General features: G+C 61.1%; 17 protein-coding genes. 7 read left to right on the top strand and 10 right to left on the bottom strand.

Annotation, left to right across the window (positions count from 1 at the left end):
* Nucleotides 1-42: 42 nt before the first annotated feature.
* A complete protein-coding gene (locus ACM6JM_RS28840) occupies nucleotides 43-789 on the top strand; it encodes a FadR/GntR family transcriptional regulator (RefSeq protein WP_176240928.1) in 747 nt (248 codons plus the stop codon).
* A gap of 7 nt (nucleotides 790-796) precedes the next feature.
* Here the strand turns inward: ACM6JM_RS28840 and ACM6JM_RS28835 are convergent, their stop codons facing one another.
* From ACM6JM_RS28835 to ACM6JM_RS28820, 4 genes are all read right to left on the bottom strand, one after another.
* The gene (locus ACM6JM_RS28835; protein ID WP_414882880.1) at nucleotides 797-1150 is read right to left on the bottom strand and encodes a hypothetical protein; all 354 of its coding nucleotides are present in this window, start codon (nucleotides 1148-1150) and stop codon (nucleotides 797-799) included.
* Nucleotides 1151-1342: 192 nt separating this feature from the next.
* Complete coding sequence (locus ACM6JM_RS28830) at nucleotides 1343-1717, bottom strand: hypothetical protein (RefSeq protein ID WP_414882879.1); 375 nt, start codon at nucleotides 1715-1717, stop codon at nucleotides 1343-1345.
* A 102-nt stretch (nucleotides 1718-1819) separates the two neighbouring features.
* Complete coding sequence (locus ACM6JM_RS28825; RefSeq protein ID WP_103385652.1) at nucleotides 1820-2011, bottom strand: hypothetical protein; 192 nt, start codon at nucleotides 2009-2011, stop codon at nucleotides 1820-1822.
* A gap of 11 nt (nucleotides 2012-2022) precedes the next feature.
* The gene (locus ACM6JM_RS28820) at nucleotides 2023-3321 is read right to left on the bottom strand and encodes a phospholipase (protein ID WP_414882878.1); all 1299 of its coding nucleotides are present in this window, start codon (nucleotides 3319-3321) and stop codon (nucleotides 2023-2025) included.
* Between the two features lie 234 nt (nucleotides 3322-3555).
* Between ACM6JM_RS28820 and kdgD the strand changes: the two genes are divergently transcribed.
* The 5 genes from kdgD (at nucleotide 3556) to ACM6JM_RS28795 (ending at nucleotide 10123) form a co-directional block, all read left to right on the top strand.
* Nucleotides 3556-4467 carry a 5-dehydro-4-deoxyglucarate dehydratase gene (gene kdgD / locus ACM6JM_RS28815; protein ID WP_011332448.1) on the top strand — a complete coding sequence of 304 codons (912 nt, stop codon included), beginning with the start codon at nucleotides 3556-3558 and terminating at the stop codon, nucleotides 4465-4467.
* A gap of 61 nt (nucleotides 4468-4528) precedes the next feature.
* On the top strand, nucleotides 4529-5968 hold the full coding sequence (locus ACM6JM_RS28810; RefSeq protein ID WP_039769256.1) for an aldehyde dehydrogenase family protein: 1440 nt from the start codon (nucleotides 4529-4531) through the stop codon (nucleotides 5966-5968).
* Nucleotides 5969-6067: 99 nt separating this feature from the next.
* Nucleotides 6068-7432: an MFS transporter gene (locus tag ACM6JM_RS28805; RefSeq protein ID WP_039769701.1), complete on the top strand. Its 1365-nt coding sequence runs from the start codon at nucleotides 6068-6070 to the stop codon at nucleotides 7430-7432.
* An 11-nt stretch (nucleotides 7433-7443) separates the two neighbouring features.
* Nucleotides 7444-8997 (top strand): galactarate dehydratase, encoded by a 1554-nt coding sequence (garD, locus tag ACM6JM_RS28800; RefSeq protein WP_039769258.1) that lies wholly within the window; start codon nucleotides 7444-7446, stop codon nucleotides 8995-8997.
* Between the two features lie 184 nt (nucleotides 8998-9181).
* On the top strand, nucleotides 9182-10123 hold the full coding sequence (locus ACM6JM_RS28795) for an AEC family transporter (protein ID WP_007953620.1): 942 nt from the start codon (nucleotides 9182-9184) through the stop codon (nucleotides 10121-10123).
* Nucleotides 10124-10132: 9 nt separating this feature from the next.
* On the opposite strand, the gene ACM6JM_RS28790 is transcribed toward ACM6JM_RS28795, so the two are convergent.
* The 6 genes from ACM6JM_RS28790 to gatC form a co-directional block, all read right to left on the bottom strand.
* On the bottom strand, nucleotides 10133-10513 hold the full coding sequence (locus tag ACM6JM_RS28790; protein ID WP_011332452.1) for a carboxymuconolactone decarboxylase family protein: 381 nt from the start codon (nucleotides 10511-10513) through the stop codon (nucleotides 10133-10135).
* Nucleotides 10510-11571, bottom strand: coding sequence for a calcium/sodium antiporter (locus ACM6JM_RS28785; protein ID WP_039769703.1), 1062 nt, complete (start codon nucleotides 11569-11571; stop codon nucleotides 10510-10512). Before ACM6JM_RS28785 ends, ACM6JM_RS28790 begins: the two co-directional genes overlap by 4 nt.
* Nucleotides 11572-11617: 46 nt before the next feature.
* Nucleotides 11618-11992 (bottom strand): septal ring lytic transglycosylase RlpA family protein, encoded by a 375-nt coding sequence (locus ACM6JM_RS28780; protein WP_064593383.1) that lies wholly within the window; start codon nucleotides 11990-11992, stop codon nucleotides 11618-11620.
* A 145-nt stretch (nucleotides 11993-12137) separates the two neighbouring features.
* Complete coding sequence (gene gatB / locus ACM6JM_RS28775) at nucleotides 12138-13583, bottom strand: Asp-tRNA(Asn)/Glu-tRNA(Gln) amidotransferase subunit GatB (RefSeq protein ID WP_039769265.1); 1446 nt, start codon at nucleotides 13581-13583, stop codon at nucleotides 12138-12140.
* Nucleotides 13584-13593: 10 nt separating this feature from the next.
* Nucleotides 13594-15045 carry an Asp-tRNA(Asn)/Glu-tRNA(Gln) amidotransferase subunit GatA gene (gene gatA / locus ACM6JM_RS28770; protein ID WP_163974033.1) on the bottom strand — a complete coding sequence of 484 codons (1452 nt, stop codon included), beginning with the start codon at nucleotides 15043-15045 and terminating at the stop codon, nucleotides 13594-13596.
* Nucleotides 15046-15061: 16 nt separating this feature from the next.
* Complete coding sequence (gatC, locus tag ACM6JM_RS28765) at nucleotides 15062-15349, bottom strand: Asp-tRNA(Asn)/Glu-tRNA(Gln) amidotransferase subunit GatC (protein ID WP_007953612.1); 288 nt, start codon at nucleotides 15347-15349, stop codon at nucleotides 15062-15064.
* A gap of 211 nt (nucleotides 15350-15560) precedes the next feature.
* On the opposite strand from gatC, the gene mreB reads away from it, so the two are divergent.
* Nucleotides 15561-16598 (top strand): rod shape-determining protein MreB, encoded by a 1038-nt coding sequence (mreB, locus tag ACM6JM_RS28760; protein ID WP_002555108.1) that lies wholly within the window; start codon nucleotides 15561-15563, stop codon nucleotides 16596-16598.
* Nucleotides 16599-16626 lie beyond the last annotated feature (28 nt).

Below are 16626 nucleotides of genomic sequence, written 5' to 3'. Positions count from 1 at the left end.
TATGATGCCCACAAGCCGAATTTTCGAGACAAGATGCAGACCATGGAAAACCTGATCGACACCCCGCGACTCCCTCGCAAGCGCCGCAGCCTGGCTCAGGAACTGGTGACGGTGCTGACCGAGCAGATCCGCGACGGTCTGCTCAAGCGCGGCGACAAGTTGCCGACCGAGTCGGCGATCATGGAGGCCCATGGCGTCAGCCGCACCGTGGTGCGCGAGGCGATTTCCCGTTTGCAGGCGGCGGGGCAGGTGGAAACCCGTCATGGCATCGGCACCTTCGTGCTCGACACCCCGAGCCCAAGCGGGTTCCGGATCGACCCGGCCACCGTGGTCACCCTGCGTGACGTGTTGGCCATTCTCGAATTGCGTATCAGCCTCGAAGTCGAATCCGCCGGCCTTGCCGCGCAGCGCCGCAGCACCGAGCAACTTGCTGCGATGCGCGCGGCCCTTGATGCGCTGAATGACAGCGTGGCCCACGCCAGCGATGCAGTGGCGTCGGACTTCCAGTTCCATCTGCAAATCGCGCTGTCCACCGGCAACCGCTATTTCACCGACATCATGACCCACCTGGGCACCAGCATCATTCCGCGCACGCGGCTGAATTCGGCGCGCCTGGCCCATGACGATCAGCAGCACTACATGAGTCGCCTGAGTCGCGAGCACGAGGAAATCTACGACGCCATCGCCCGTCAGGATTCCGATGCCGCCCGTGCGGCCATGCGCCTCCATTTGACCAACAGCCGGGAAAGACTGCGCCAGGCTCATGAAGAGGCACAGGCGCAGGGGTGATTGTTGCTTATCGTTCGAGTTGAACTGTCAGCAATGGGGATGACGAAGCATTACCGTTGTTTATGGTGACGGTGTAATGCAGTTCGGCCCTCGCACCGGGAACAAGTTTTTTCTCAAAGACATCTTTGGGGATGGCGAAGATCACTGACTTTCCCACCTCGGCTGCGGTCAGGGTATGTCTTGCTTCCCATTTGTTACCGGTCGAGGTCTCTACTTTCATGGTAATCACGTCGCCAGCGACGGCCTGCTGGTAAGGCGGTACATCACCGTGAGCGTCTCCTTTGAGTTTGCTAAGGAAGAGCACACCGTTCTCGGCTTCCTTGAGAATAGGTGCCACCAAGGCTTTGACTTGTGCAGTCATGATCAAACTCCTTTTTCACATCCATTTGAACCGTTGTAAGAACGCAAACCATGGTGTTGCGTCGACGGAGCCGGTTCGTTAACTCCCAAGTCAGTAAGCCCGAACCTGCCAAGCGTTCGCACCTGTCAGAAATGACAGTTGCGATGAACGGTAGTAGTGGGCTCGGTCTTGGAAGGACTCGAAAGAGCAGGATCAGGACTCGATGTACAGTTTCAGCGGCTCCGAACAAGGCTCGAGACCGGCCTCATCAGCGAACTTGTAGCGCAGTTCAACGGTGCTGTTCAGGTACTTTTCCAGCTCGAATCTCGGGATGCTCAGTTCGATCCCGGTCAGGCCGACCATGTCATCCAGTGTGTCATCCCAGACGCCGGTCGGCTCCGCCAAACCCTGCCATTCAGACTCTTCCGGGTCATCGCCGAGGATCGGGTACACATCCCAGTTCGGCGGTGTGTTCTGGCCATCGGGTACACGGACGATCAAGTCATCATCCAGAGTTGATAACCGCAGAATGATCGAGTCGCTGGCGTGGTCGGGGAATTGCGGAAGGTGTGCAGCGGCAAACGTCATGTTTCGCTCTCCTTGAAAGATCTGCCGCGATCCTTCGCGGCAGTCGTCGCACTTTACCCGGCGAGTCGGTGAGGCGCGCCGGGGCAATCTTGTCCGGGCATTTCAGCTCTGGGGCAGAGTCGAACGATCCAACCTGACTGCGAGTTTGCCGGGGCCGGGCCGGACGTCGAACGTCGCCTGGCCATGAGCATCCACCGACGCCCGGGCGATGGCCACGCCATCGCGCAGCAATTGCAGCGGCGCACCTTCCATCGATTGGCCCGAGGCCAGTTCCAGTTTCAATTTGATGGTCATCGAATCGCTCCTTAATTCGTGTTGCCCGTTGGGTGATAGTCCTTGAGCAGCAGGTAAGTGCTCCAGCCCCACCAGTCGTCGACGGTGGCGGTGTCGTTGAGGTTGTTGACGTCCTTGCGCCGCAGGACTTTGTTGCCCTCGACGCGGAACAGTGGCGAGAAGTTGTTGGCCGGGTCCAGCACGGCCGTCAGATCCGGCAACCGTTGCAGCGCGTTGAAGGTGGTCGGCACGTTGCCGCTTGAATACGCGGCGTACACCTCGTCCGCCGAATCCTGTACCGCCCGATTCACCTGATTGCGGTTGTCAGCGTCCGTGGCGTCGAAGTAGCGCTTGTCACCGAATGCCCGCCATTGCTCGCCATGTCCGTTGCGTACCTTGAGGCCGAACTTGCTGTCTTCGTCGTGCATGAAACGTGTGATGAGCGAGCCCAGATCGCTCGGTGTCACCGCTGCGGCCATGGCTTTGCGCGGCACTCGCAAATGCCCGGAAGAGAACAGATCGGTGAGGTAGTGGTCGGCGAATGCGTTCATCGCGTAGGCCCGTTCCAGTTGCAGTTCGTCCTGACTGGCGTGGGCGGCAGCGGCGGTTTGCAGGGCGGCGGTGTGCCCGGCGATGTAGGCCTGGCGAGCCCATTCGCCGAAGTGGTCGGCGTTGTTCGCTGCCAGTTTCAGATAGCGACCGAGCGGGAACAGGGCCGAGACAAAACTCCCGCCGCCGGTGATTTTGTTCCACTCTTCCGACAACGTATCTCCTAACGCGTCGTAGGCCTCATGAGGTTGCTTGCCATCCTTGATGGCCTGTTTAACCGCGTCGATCTCCTTTTGCATGATTGCGAGAATTTGCGTCGCCTCGATCTTCGAGGCCGACAGCGTGGCGAGAGTGTCGAAGGCCGCCGTGAAGCGCTGAAGGCGATCAGCCGAAGTCGACCCTTCATTGATCGGACGGTCGACGATTCCATAGAAATCACCGCCCAGCGCCAGCACCTGGCCGTAGGTCAGCGCCAATCCGTTCGGCAGATGCAGGGGCACGTTTTGCGCGAGTAGCGGCTCGGCATTTTCAACGAAGCGCAGTCGGGTGTTATCGCCGATAGCCGTGTGTTCCGCACCTTCGAAGCGCAGTTGCGGCTTGCCTTTCAAGGCTTGAGCGGGCAGGGCGGTCGCGGGTTCGACATCGCTGTGCGAGTCGGCGATGTGCAACAGCAAGTGCGGGTTCTCGGCATTGAAGGCGATGCCGCCGGGGGTAAACAAGTCATCAAAACGGGCGATGACCGGTGCAGGCTTTTCGGGGCATTTTGTTTGTAGACCGGACATTTCTTTCTCCTTGATATGTCGTCGGCAAGTTGTATTTAACTGTACGTATATACAGTTAAAATCAGCCTAGTCGAGAAATTTCCTACGTCAAAAAGAAATCCTGTCCGACAAAAAATGCCCTCCAACGATGAAATGCAGTTGACGGTTATATTTTAAGTTGTACGATGACCTACAACTTCGGCGAAGGCTGAACGGTCCACTCACAAAAAACGTTGCTACCAGGGTGTTCGAATAATGAATCCACAAGAACTGAAGTCCATCCTCTCCGCCGGCCTGCTGTCGTTCCCGGTGACCGATTTCAATGCCCAGGGCGATTTCAACCGCGCTGGCTACATCAAACGCCTGGAATGGCTGGCCCCGTACGGTGCTTCAGCCCTGTTCGCCGCCGGTGGCACCGGTGAATTCTTCTCCCTGGCCGCCAGCGAATATTCGGAAATCATCAAGACTGCCGTCGACACCTGCGCCAGCAGCGTGCCGATCCTCGCCGGTGTCGGTGGTTCGACCCGCCAGGCCATCGAATACGCTCAGGAAGCCGAGCGCCTGGGCGCCAAAGGTTTGTTGCTGCTGCCGCACTACCTGACCGAAGCCAGCCAGGACGGCGTTGCCGCCCACGTTGAAGCGGTGTGCAAATCGGTCAACATCGGCGTGGTGGTCTACAACCGTAACGTCTGCCGCCTGACCGCGCCGCTGCTGGAGCGTCTGGCCGAGCGCTGCCCGAACCTGATCGGTTACAAGGACGGTCTGGGTGATATCGAACTGATGGTGTCGATCCGTCGTCGCCTCGGCGATCGCTTCAGCTACCTCGGTGGTCTGCCGACCGCCGAAGTCTACGCCGCTGCCTACAAGGCCCTGGGCGTGCCGGTCTACTCGTCGGCGGTGTTCAACTTCATCCCGAAAACCGCGATGGACTTCTACCACGCGATTGCCCGCGAAGATCACGCCACCGTCGGCAAGATCATCGACGACTTCTTCCTGCCGTACCTGGACATCCGCAACCGCAAGGCCGGTTACGCCGTGAGCATCGTCAAGGCAGGCGCCAAGATCGCCGGCTATGACGCAGGCCCGGTGCGGGCGCCGCTGACTGACCTGACCGGCGAAGAGTACGAAATGCTCGCTGCGCTGATCGACAAGCAAGGTGCGCAGTAACACACCTCTATAAACAAGGCCGCTGAGCAATCAGCGGCCTTTTGCGTCAGGAGAATGATTCGTGACCAAGCGCTATGACAACTACATCAACGGTGAATGGGTCGCCGGTAACGATTACTCGGCGAACATCAACCCGTCCGAACTGAGCGACACCATCGGCGATTACGCCAAGGCTGACCTGGCTCAGGTCAACGCCGCCATCGACGCCGCGCGCGCCGCGTTCCCGGCGTGGTCGACCTCGGGCATTCAGGCCCGTCACGATTCGCTGGACAAAGTCGGTACTGAAATCCTCGCCCGCCGCGAAGAGCTCGGCACCCTGCTGGCCCGGGAAGAGGGCAAGACCCTGCCGGAAGCCATCGGTGAAGTAACCCGCGCCGGCAATATCTTCAAGTTCTTCGCTGGCGAGTGCCTGCGCCTGTCCGGCGACTACGTGCCGTCGGTGCGTCCGGGCGTCAACGTCGAAGTCACCCGCGAAGCCCTGGGTGTGGTCGGCCTGATCACCCCGTGGAACTTCCCGATTGCCATCCCGTCGTGGAAAATCGCCCCGGCCCTGGCCTATGGCAACTGCGTGGTGTTGAAACCGGCGGATCTGGTGCCGGGTTGCGCCTGGGCCCTGGCTGAAATCATCTCCCGCGCAGGCTTCCCGGCCGGCGTGTTCAACCTGGTGATGGGCAGCGGTCGTGTGGTCGGTGAAGCGTTGGTCAACAGCCCGAAAGTCGACGGCATCAGCTTCACCGGCTCCGTCGGTGTGGGCCGTCAGATCGCCGTCAACTGCGTGTCGCGTCAAGCCAAGGTTCAGTTGGAGATGGGCGGCAAGAACCCGCAGATCATTCTCGACGACGCCGACCTCAAGCAGGCGGTCGAGCTGTCGGTGCAGAGCGCGTTCTACTCCACCGGCCAGCGTTGCACGGCTTCGAGCCGACTGATCGTCACTGCCGGGATTCACGACAAGTTCGTCGAAGCCATGGCCGAGCGCATGAAGTCGATCAAGGTCGGCCACGCGCTGAAGGCTGGCACCGATATCGGTCCGGTGGTTTCGCAAGCGCAGCTTGAACAGGACATGAAGTACATCGACATCGGTCAGTCCGAAGGTGCGCGTCTGGTCAGCGGCGGTGCTCTGGTGACCTGCGACACCGAGGGTTACTTCCTTGCGCCGACCCTGTTTGCCGACAGCGAAGCGTCGATGCGCATCAGCCGCGAAGAGATCTTCGGCCCGGTGGCCAACATCGTTCGCGTGGCCGATTACGAGGCTGCACTGGCCATGGCCAACGACACCGAATTCGGTCTGTCGGCGGGTATCGCCACCACGTCGCTGAAGTACGCCAACCACTTCAAGCGTCATTCCCAGGCCGGGATGGTGATGGTCAACCTGCCGACCGCCGGTGTCGATTACCACGTTCCGTTCGGTGGCCGTAAGGGTTCATCCTATGGCTCACGTGAGCAAGGCCGCTATGCGCAAGAGTTCTACACGGTCGTGAAGACCAGCTACATCGGTTCGTAAATCGCTGCACCCGCGCCGGGCCTTCGCCTGAGGCCCTGCGCGGCACAAGACCAAAGAATGTTTTACCCGCATAAAAATAATCAGTGGGAGTACATCTACATGCAATCGTCCAAGCCGACTCACGTCCGCTATTTGATCCTGCTCATGCTGTTTCTGGTGACCACGATCAACTACGCCGACCGCGCCACCATCGCGATCGCCGGTTCCAGTTTGCAAAAAGACCTCGGCATCGACGCGGTCACCCTCGGCTACATCTTCTCTGCATTCGGTTGGGCCTACGTGGCCGGGCAAATTCCCGGCGGCTGGCTGCTCGATCGCTTCGGCTCGAAAAAAGTCTATGCCCTGAGCATTTTCACCTGGTCGCTGTTCACCGTGCTGCAAGGCTTCGTCGGTGAGTTCGGCATGTCCACGGCCATCGTCGCGCTGTTCATGCTGCGCTTTTTGGTCGGCCTGGCCGAGGCGCCATCGTTCCCCGGCAACGCGCGCATCGTCGCGGCCTGGTTCCCGACTGCCGAACGCGGCACCGCTTCGGCAATCTTCAACTCGGCGCAATACTTTGCCACCGTGTTGTTCGCGCCACTGATGGGCTGGATCGTGTTCTCCTTTGGCTGGGAGCACGTGTTCATCGTCATGGGCCTGCTCGGCATCGTGTTCTCGCTGGTCTGGCTCAAGGTTATCCACAGCCCGCGCCAACACCCGATGGCCAACGAAGCGGAAGTGAAGTTCATCGCCGACAACGGCGGCATGGTCGACATGGACCAGAAACAAGGCAAAAAGGCTGACGGTCCGAAGTGGGATTACATCCGCCAGTTGCTGACCAATCGCATGATGCTCGGCGTTTATCTGGGCCAGTACTGCATCAACGGCATCACCTATTTCTTCCTGACCTGGTTCCCGGTGTACCTGGTGCAGGAACGCGGCATGACCATCCTCAAGGCCGGTTTCATCGCCTCGTTGCCGGCGATCTGCGGTTTTATCGGTGGCGTGCTCGGCGGCGTAATTTCCGATTACCTGCTGCGCAAGGGCCATTCGCTGACCTTTGCCCGCAAGGCGCCGATCATTGCCGGTCTGCTGGTTTCGAGCAGCATCGTGGCGTGCAACTATGTCGACGTTGAATGGATGGTGGTCGGCTTCATGGCCCTGGCATTCTTCGGCAAAGGCGTGGGCGCGCTGGGCTGGGCGGTGGTGTCCGACACCTCGCCGAAACAGATCGCCGGTCTGAGCGGTGGCCTGTTCAACACCTTCGGCAACATCGCCTCGATCACCACTCCGATCGTCATCGGTTACATCATCAGTTCCACCGGCTCGTTCAAATGGGCGCTGGTGTTCGTCGGTGCCAACGCACTCGTGGCGGTGTTCAGCTACCTGGTGATCGTCGGCCCGATCAAACGTGTGGTCCTTAAAGAGCCGCCAACCCAAGGCGGTTCCGAAGCCACCGGCAAATTGTCTCAAGCGCATTCCTGAGGAGCGGCGTCATGCAGTTGATTGAACATTCCGACTCGCCGCGCTACATCCGCCTGCACGAGCGGGACAACGTAGTGGTAGTGGTCAACGACCAGGGCGTGCCGGCCGGCACCGCATTTGCCGATGGCCTGGTGACGGTGGATTTCGTGCCGCAGAGTCACAAGGTCAGCCTCGTGGATATCCCCGAGGGTGGCACGGTGATTCGCTACGGCCAGATCATTGGCTACGCGTTGCAGCCGATTCCCCGTGGCAGTTGGGTCAAGGAAGATCAACTGCGCATGCCGACCGCGCCACCGCTGGACAGCCTGCCGCTGTCCACCGATGTGCCGGCCGCCCAGGCACCGCTGGAAGGCTTCACGTTCGAGGGTTATCGCAACGCCGACGGTACCGTCGGCACGCGCAACATCCTCGGGATCACCACCACCGTGCAATGCGTCACCGGGGTGCTGGATCACGCGGTAAAACGCATCAAGGACGAACTGTTGCCCAAGTACCCGCACGTTGATGACGTGGTGGCGCTGACCCACAGTTATGGTTGCGGCGTGGCCATCACGGCCACCGACGCCTACATCCCGATCCGCACCGTGCGCAATCTGGCGCGCAACCCGAATCTCGGTGGCGAAGCGCTGGTGATCAGCCTGGGATGCGAGAAATTGCAGGCCGGGCAGGTGATGCACGAGGACGATGCGTCGGTGGATCTGAGCGAGCCGTGGCTGTATCGCTTGCAGGATTCCAGTCACGGCTTCACCGAGATGATCGAGCAGATCATGGAACTGGCCGAAGTCCGCTTGAAGAAACTCGACCAGCGCCGCCGGGAAACCGTGCCGGCGTCTGAGTTGATTCTCGGCATGCAGTGCGGCGGCAGTGATGCGTTTTCCGGCATTACCGCCAACCCCGCGCTGGGTTACGCCTCGGACTTGCTGCTGCGGGCGGGCGCGACGGTGATGTTTTCCGAAGTCACCGAAGTGCGCGATGCGATCTACCTGCTGACCTCACGGGCGCAGAGCAAAACCGTTGCCGAGGAACTGGTGCGCGAAATGGACTGGTACGACCGTTACCTGGCCAAGGGTGAAGCGGATCGCAGCGCCAACACCACCCCGGGCAACAAGAAGGGCGGGTTGTCGAACATCGTCGAAAAGTCGCTGGGCTCGATCGTGAAGTCCGGCAGCAGCGCGATCAGCGGTGTGCTCGGCCCTGGGGAGCGCTTCAAGCAGAAGGGCCTGATTTTCTGTGCGACGCCGGCGAGCGATTTTGTCTGCGGCACCTTGCAACTGGCGGCGGGGATGAATCTGCATGTGTTCACTACCGGGCGTGGCACGCCTTATGGTCTGGCCATGGCGCCGGTGGTGAAGGTTTCGACCCGTACGGAGCTGGCGCAGCGTTGGCCGGATCTGATCGATATCGATGCCGGGCGGATTGCTACCGGACGCGCGTCCATCGAGGAGTTGGGCTGGGAGTTGTTCCACTACTACCTGGATGTGGCGAGCGGCAAGCAGCAGACGTGGGCGGAGAAGCACAAGCTGCATAACGACATTACGTTGTTCAATCCGGCGCCGATTACTTGATCTGTTTGAGGGGTGTGGATCGTTCCCACGCTCCGCGTGGGAATGCAGCCCGGGACGCTCCGCGTCCCAACAGCGTGACGCGGAGCGTCACAGGAGACGTTACCACGCAGAGCGTGGGAACGATCAGGGTGAAAGTGGCTTATCATTAGCGCCCTAACGACGCTCACCTCCAAGGCTCCCCGGCATGCTGGCAATCTTCCTCGAAACCCTGAACATCACCGCGCCGGTGTTTGCCATGCTGTTTCTCGGTGTGCTGCTCAAGCGCATCGACTGGATCAACGACAACTTTATCCACACCGCTTCGTCGCTGGTGTTCAACGTCACCATGCCGGCGCTGCTGTTTCTCGGCATCCTGCACGCCGACCTGCACGCCGCGCTGCAACCGGCGCTGCTGATCTATTTCGCCCTCGCCACGCTGGTCAGTTTTGCCGTGGCCTGGGGCTGGGCGATTTTCCGTTGTCCGCGTGAAGATCGTGGCATCTACACCCAAGGCGCGTTTCGCGGCAACAACGGGGTGATCGGCCTGGCGCTGGCGGCGAGCATGTATGGCGACTACGGAATTTCCCTCGGAGCGATTCTCGCGGCGCTGGTGATCCTGTTCTACAACACCCTGTCGACCATCGTGCTGGCGGTCTACAGCCCGGTGATCAAGTCGGACCCGTGGAGCATCTGCAAAAGCGTGGTCAGCAATCCGTTGATCATCAGCGTGATCGCGGCGGCGCCGTTCGCTTATTTCAAGATCGGTCTGCCGGGCTGGCTGGAAACCTCCGGCCAGTACCTGGCGCAGACCACGCTGCCGCTGGCGCTGATCTGCATTGGCGGCACGCTGTCGCTGGCGGCGCTGCGCAAGAGCGGCAACATGGCGCTCAGTTCGAGTCTGGTCAAAATGGTCGGCCTGCCGGTGATCGCCACGCTGGGTGCATGGCTGTGGGGTTTTCGCGGGGCGGAGCTCGGGATTCTGTTTCTGTATTTCGGCAGCCCGACTGCCGCCGCCAGTTTTGTCATGGCCCGTGCGGCCCAGGGCAACCATGAACTGGCGGCGGCGATCATCGTGCTCACCACGCTGATGGCGGCGATCACCACCAACATCGGGATTTTCTTTTTGCAGTGGGGCGGGTGGATCTGAGGCCGGCGGTTACTCGGGCTTCTGGTAACTGTCGATCACTTCCTGCGCCGCACGAAACGCATCAATCGCCGCCGGCACGCCGGCGTACACCGCGCAATGCAGCAGCGCTTCACGGATCTCATCGACCGTGCAGCCATTGTTCAACGCGCCGCGCACGTGGCCCTTCAATTCCTGCGGGCACTTCAATGCGGTCAGCGCGGCGAGGGTGATCAGGCTGCGGGTTTTCAGCGGCAGACCTTCGCGATTCCACACGCCGCCCCAGGCGTGTTCGTTGACGAAGTCCTGCAAGGGTTGAGTGAACTCGGTGGCGTTTCCCAGCGCGCGATCGACAAACGCGTCGCCCATTACCTGGCGGCGGACTTCAACCCCGGATTTCTTCGATTCGGTCATGGCACATCCCTCTTGTGGTGTTGGCGGCGCCAGGCGCGCACGGACGTGAAAAACAGAAACGCCAGCAGCGTCGGCAGCACATAAAACAGCATCAATCGCTCGAGCTTGCCGGCCAGTGGCATGCCGGTGGTGAACGACACCACGTGCAGCCCGTACGCAAGATACAAACCCAGCAGCAGCAGACCTTCGGCGCGGGTTACGCGGTAGCCGGAATAGAACACCGGCAGGCATAGCAACGCGACGCCGAGCATTACCGGCAGGTCGAAATCCAGCGCATTGGGCGAGACCGACAGCGGTGTTGGCGCGATCAAAGCGGTGAGGCCCAGCACCCCAAGCAGGTTGAACAGGTTGGCACCAATCACGTTGCCCACGGCGATGTCCCGCTGACCGCGCAGCGCGGCGATCAGCGAGGTGGCGAGTTCCGGCAGCGAAGTGCCGACCGCGACCACGGTCAGACCAATCACCCGTTCGGAGAATCCCAGGTCAGTGGCGACGACCACGGCCGCCCCCAGCAGCAAGTGTCCGGCGAACACCAGCATGCCCAGGCCGCCGACAATCATCAGCAGGCTGGTGAACCACGGGGCTTGCGGATCGTGGGGTTGATCGGAATGCGGGCGGGTCGAGTGCCGCGACTGGCGCAGCAACAATCCGAGGTAAAGCGCCAGGGCACCGAGCAACAGAATGCCGTCGAAGCGCCCGAGTTCTTCATTCCACGCCAGTACGAATACCAGCAGGCTGGCGCCGATCATCAACGGGATATCGAGGCGCACCAGTTGCCGCGACACCCGCAGCGGAATGATCAGCGCTGACAGGCCGAGGGTGACAAGAATGTTGAAAATGCTGCTGCCGATCACGCTGCTGACGGCGATGTCCGGCGTGTGCGCCTGCACGGCTTGCAGGCTGACGGCCATTTGCGGGGCGCTGCTGCCGAGGGCGACGATGGTCAGGCCGATGATCAGTGGTCGTACATGCAGGCGCGCGGCCAGGCGCACGGCGGCGCGCACCATCAGCTCGGCGCCGGCGATCAGCAGGAACAGCCCGCTGAGCAATTCGATCACGCTGATCAGCGGCAAGTCGGTCAGTCCGAAAATGGTGGACGCTCCATCAGTCGTCGAGGGCCTGCACCCGAACCCGGGCGGTTCCACTGCGCAGCATACCGAGCTGTTCGGCCGCCGCACGTGAAACATCGATCAGGCGGCCGCGGGTGTGCGGGCCACGGTCGTTGATGCGGACCACGACGGATTCATCGTTTTTCAGGTTGGTGACCTTCACCCGAGTGCCGAACGGCAACTGGCGGTGGGCGGCGGTCAGGGAATTCTGGTTGAACGCTTCGCCGCTGGCGGTACGTTTACCGTGGTGTTTGGCTCCGTAATAGGAGGCGACGCCGGTCTGGTCGTAACCGTGCGGGTCGATGATGTCGGTGCTGGCGCAACCGGCCAGCAAAGAGAGCAGGGCGCAGGCGCCGAGCAGACGTTTCATTCATAAGCTCCCAAGTGATCGTTCCCACGCTCCGGCGTGGGAATGCACCCCGTGACGCTCTGCGTCACACCGCAATGGACGCGGAGCGTCCGAGGCGGCATTCCCACGCAGAGCGTGGGAACGATCCTCAGGCGCGGGGCCATCGTCAGCCTTCGAGCTTGCTTTTCAGCAGTTCGTTCACTTGCTGCGGGTTGGCCTTGCCTTTGGAGGCTTTCATGGCCTGACCGACGAAGAAGCCGAACATCTTGCCGCGCTTGGCTTCGTCTGCCGCGCGGTATTGTTCGACCTGCTCGGCGTTGGCCGCGAGCATTTCGTCCAGCACCGCCGAGATCGCGCCGGTGTCGGTAACCTGCTTCAGGCCGCGCTTTTCGATGATCTCGTCTGCGCTGCCTTCGCCGTTGGCCATCGCTTCGAACACCACCTTGGCGATCTTGCCGGAGATGGTGTTGTCCTTGATGCGCTGCAGCATGCCGCCCAGTTGCTCGGCGGAAACCGGTGAATCCTCGATGTCCAGGTTCTGCTTGTTGAGCAGGCTGCCCAACTCGACCATCACCCAGTTCGCCGCCAGTTTGGCGTCGCCGCCGATGCTCGCGACTTTCTCGAAGTAGTCCGCCTGCTCACGGCTGGTGGCCAACACGTTGGCGTCGTAGGCCGACAGACCGAAGGCACTCTGGAAGCGCTCGCGTTTCTGCGGTGGCAGCTCCGGCAGAGTGGCGCGCACGTCGTTGAGGAACGAGTCCTCGATGACCACCGGCAGCAGGTCCGGATCGGGGAAGTAACGGTAGTCGTTGGCTTCCTCTTTGCTGCGCATCGGACGGGTTTCGTCCTTGTTCGGATCGTACAGACGGGTCTGCTGGATCACTTTGCCGCCGTCTTCGATCAGGTCGATCTGACGCTGGATCTCGGAGTTGATCGCTTTCTCGATGAAGCGGAACGAGTTGACGTTCTTGATCTCGCAGCGGGTGCCGAACTCGACCTGGCCTTTCGGACGTACCGACACGTTGCAGTCGCAACGCAGCGAGCCCTCGGCCATGTTGCCGTCGCAGATGCCCAGGTAACGCACCAGCGCGTGGATCGCCTTGACGTAGGCCACCGCTTCCTTGGCGCTGCGCATGTCAGGCTCGGACACGATTTCCAGCAGCGGCGTGCCGGCACGGTTCAGGTCGATGCCGGTGGCACCGCTGAATTCTTCGTGCAGGCTCTTGCCGGCGTCTTCTTCCAGGTGCGCGCGGGTGATGCCGACACGTTTGACCGTGCCGTCTTCCAGGGCGATGTCCAGGTGGCCCTTGCCGACGATCGGCAACTCCATCTGGCTGATCTGGTAGCCCTTCGGCAGATCCGGGTAGAAGTAGTTTTTACGGGCGAACACGTTGTGCTGGCCGATCTCGGCGTCAATCGCCAGACCGAACATCACCGCCATGCGCACCGCTTCCTGGTTGAGCACCGGCAGCACGCCGGGCATGCCCAGGTCGATCAGGCTGGCCTGGGTGTTCGGCTCGGAACCGAACTGGGTGGAACTACCGGAAAAGATTTTCGACCGGGTGGTGAGCTGGGTGTGAATCTCCAGCCCGATCACGACTTCCCATTGCATGTGTGTCTCCTCAGAAGCCGGTTGGGGTGCGAGTGTGCCAGTCAGTGTTCAACTGATACTGGTGCGCAACGTTGAGCAAGCGGCCTTCCTGGAAATACGGAGCGAGCAGTTGCACGCCGACCGGCAGACCGTCGACGAAACCGGCCGGCATCGACAGGCCCGGCAGGCCCGCGAGGTTGGCGGTGATGGTGTAGACGTCTTCCAGGTAGGCAGCGACCGGGTCGCTGTTCTTGGCACCGAGTTTCCAGGCCGGGTTTGGCGTGGTCGGGCCGAGGATGATGTCGACTTCATTAAAGGCAGTCATGAAGTCGTTCTTCACCAGGCGACGGATCTTCTGCGCTTTCAGGTAGTAGGCGTCGTAGTAACCGGCGGACAGCGCGTAGGCACCGACCATGATCCGGCGCTGTACTTCAGGCCCGAAACCTTCGCCACGGGAGCGCTTGTACAGGTCTTCCAGGTTCTTCGGGTCTGCGCAGCGGTGGCCGAAGCGCACGCCGTCGAAACGCGACAGGTTGGAGGAGGCTTCTGCCGGGGCGATCACGTAGTACGCAGGGATCGCGTGCTGCATGTTCGGCAGGCTGATTTCCTTGATCACGGCACCGAGCTTCTGCAGCTCTTTGATGCTGTTCTGGATCAGGTCGGCGATGCGCGGGTCGAGACCTGCACCGAAGTACTCCTTCGGCACACCGATGCGCAGGCCTTGCAGCGAACCATTCAGGCCAGCGGCGTAGTCCGGCACTGGCTCATCGATGCTGGTGGAGTCGTTCGGATCGAACCCGGCCATACCTTGCAACAAAATCGCGCAGTCTTCGGCAGTGCGCGCCAGAGGGCCGCCCTGATCGAGGCTGGAGGCGTAAGCGATCATGCCCCAGCGCGAAACACGACCATAGGTCGGTTTCAGGCCGGTGAGGTTGGTGAATGCAGCTGGCTGACGGATCGAACCGCCGGTGTCGGTGGCCGTTGCGGCAGGCAACAGACGAGCGGCAACCGCGGCAGCCGAACCGCCGGACGAACCGCCCGGCACGTGTTCCAGGTTCCACGGGTTTTTCACCGCGCCGTACCAGCTCGACTCGTTGGCCGAACCCATGGCGAATTCGTCCATGTTGGTCTTGCCCAGGGTCACGGTGCCGGCGGCGGCCAGCTTCGACACCACGGTGGCGTCGTACGGGGCCTTGAAGTTGTCGAGCATCTTCGAGCCGCAGCTGGTGCGGATGCCCTGGGTGCAGAACAGGTCTTTATGGGCGATCGGCGCGCCGAGCAGGGTGCCGCTCTCACCATTGGCCCGGCGCACGTCGGCGGCTTTCGCCTGCTCGAGGGCCAGCTCTTCGGTGAGGCTGATGAAACTGTTGAGCTGCGGGTCGAGCTGGGTAATGCGTGCCAGCAGGACTTTGGTCAGCTCTTCGGAGGAAAACTTTTTATCGGCGAGACCGCGGGCGATCTCGGCCAGAGTCAATTGATGCATTGCAGGCTCTTTCCCTTTAGTCGATGACTTTCGGAACCAGGTACAGGCCGTTTTCGACCGCTGGTGCGATGGACTGATAAGCCTCGCGGTTATTGCTTTCGGTCACGACGTCGGCGCGCAGGCGCTGACTGGCTTCCAGCGGGTGGGCCAGCGGCTCGATACCGTCGGTATTGACCGCCTGCATTTCGTCAACCAGCCCGAGAATGCTGTTGAGGGCCGAAGTGATGTGTGGAAGATCGGCGTCATTCAGGCCAAGGCTGGCCAGATGAGCGATTTTTTCCACGTCGGAGCGTTCTAGCGCCATCGGGTTTCTCCAGTGGAAAACAGGACGGACGGCGTCCGTGTGTTAGATTGTCGGAACACTACCGCACTTCTACGGTCATAAGGCCGCGATTGTGGGGCTTGGTGCACAGAAAAGCGGCCAATTTAACATATTGGCGCCTTGCCCAAAATCCCTGTCGTTGTTAGAGTTTGCCGCACTTTTTTACCCACGCGTTGCCTAGGGTCCCTTTCCCATGTTCAAGAAACTGCGTGGCATGTTTTCCAGCGATCTTTCCATTGACCTGGGCACTGCCAACACCCTTATTTACGTGCGCGAGCGCGGTATCGTCCTGAATGAGCCATCGGTTGTGGCCATTCGGACACACGGTAACCAGAAAAGTGTCGTCGCTGTCGGCACCGAGGCCAAGCGCATGCTCGGCCGTACGCCGGGCAACATTGCTGCCATTCGTCCGATGAAGGACGGCGTGATCGCCGACTTCAGCGTCTGCGAAAAGATGCTGCAATACTTTATCAACAAGGTTCACGAAAACAGCTTTCTGCAGCCCAGCCCTCGTGTGCTGATCTGCGTTCCATGCAAGTCCACCCAGGTTGAGCGTCGTGCCATCCGTGAATCGGCCCTTGGTGCCGGTGCCCGTGAAGTGTTCCTGATCGAAGAGCCGATGGCCGCTGCGATCGGTGCCGGCCTGCCGGTTGAAGAAGCTCGCGGCTCGATGGTCGTGGATATCGGTGGTGGTACCACCGAAATCGCGCTGATCTCCCTGAACGGTGTGGTCTATGCCGAATCCGTACGCGTTGGCGGCGATCGCTTCGACGAAGCGATCATCACCTACGTGCGCCGCAACTACGGCAGCCTGATCGGCGAATCCACCGCCGAGCGCATCAAGCAGGAAATCGGCACGGCCTATCCGGGCGGTGAAGTTCGCGAAGTCGACGTTCGCGGTCGCAACCTGGCCGAAGGCGTTCCACGCGCATTCACCCTGAACTCCAACGAAGTGCTGGAAGCTCTGCAAGAGTCCCTGGCAACCATCGTTCAGGCCGTGAAAAGCGCCCTGGAGCAATCGCCGCCGGAACTGGCTTCCGACATCGCCGAGCGTGGCCTGGTGCTGACCGGTGGTGGCGCGCTGCTGCGTGACCTCGACAAGCTGCTGGCCCAGGAAACCGGTCTGCCGGTGATCGTTGCCGAAGATCCGCTGACCTGCGTTGCTCGCGGCGGTGGCCGTGCACTGGAAATGATGGACAAGCACACCATGGACCTGCTCTCCAGCGAATAATCGCCGGGTGCAATACGTGGGTGAGCGC

This window comes from Pseudomonas sp. IT-P2, from assembly GCF_949767575.1.
Lineage (GTDB): Bacteria > Pseudomonadota > Gammaproteobacteria > Pseudomonadales > Pseudomonadaceae > Aquipseudomonas > Aquipseudomonas pharyngis.
Note: the sequence above shows the minus strand (reverse complement) of the source record. Positions and strands in the feature narration are given on the sequence as shown.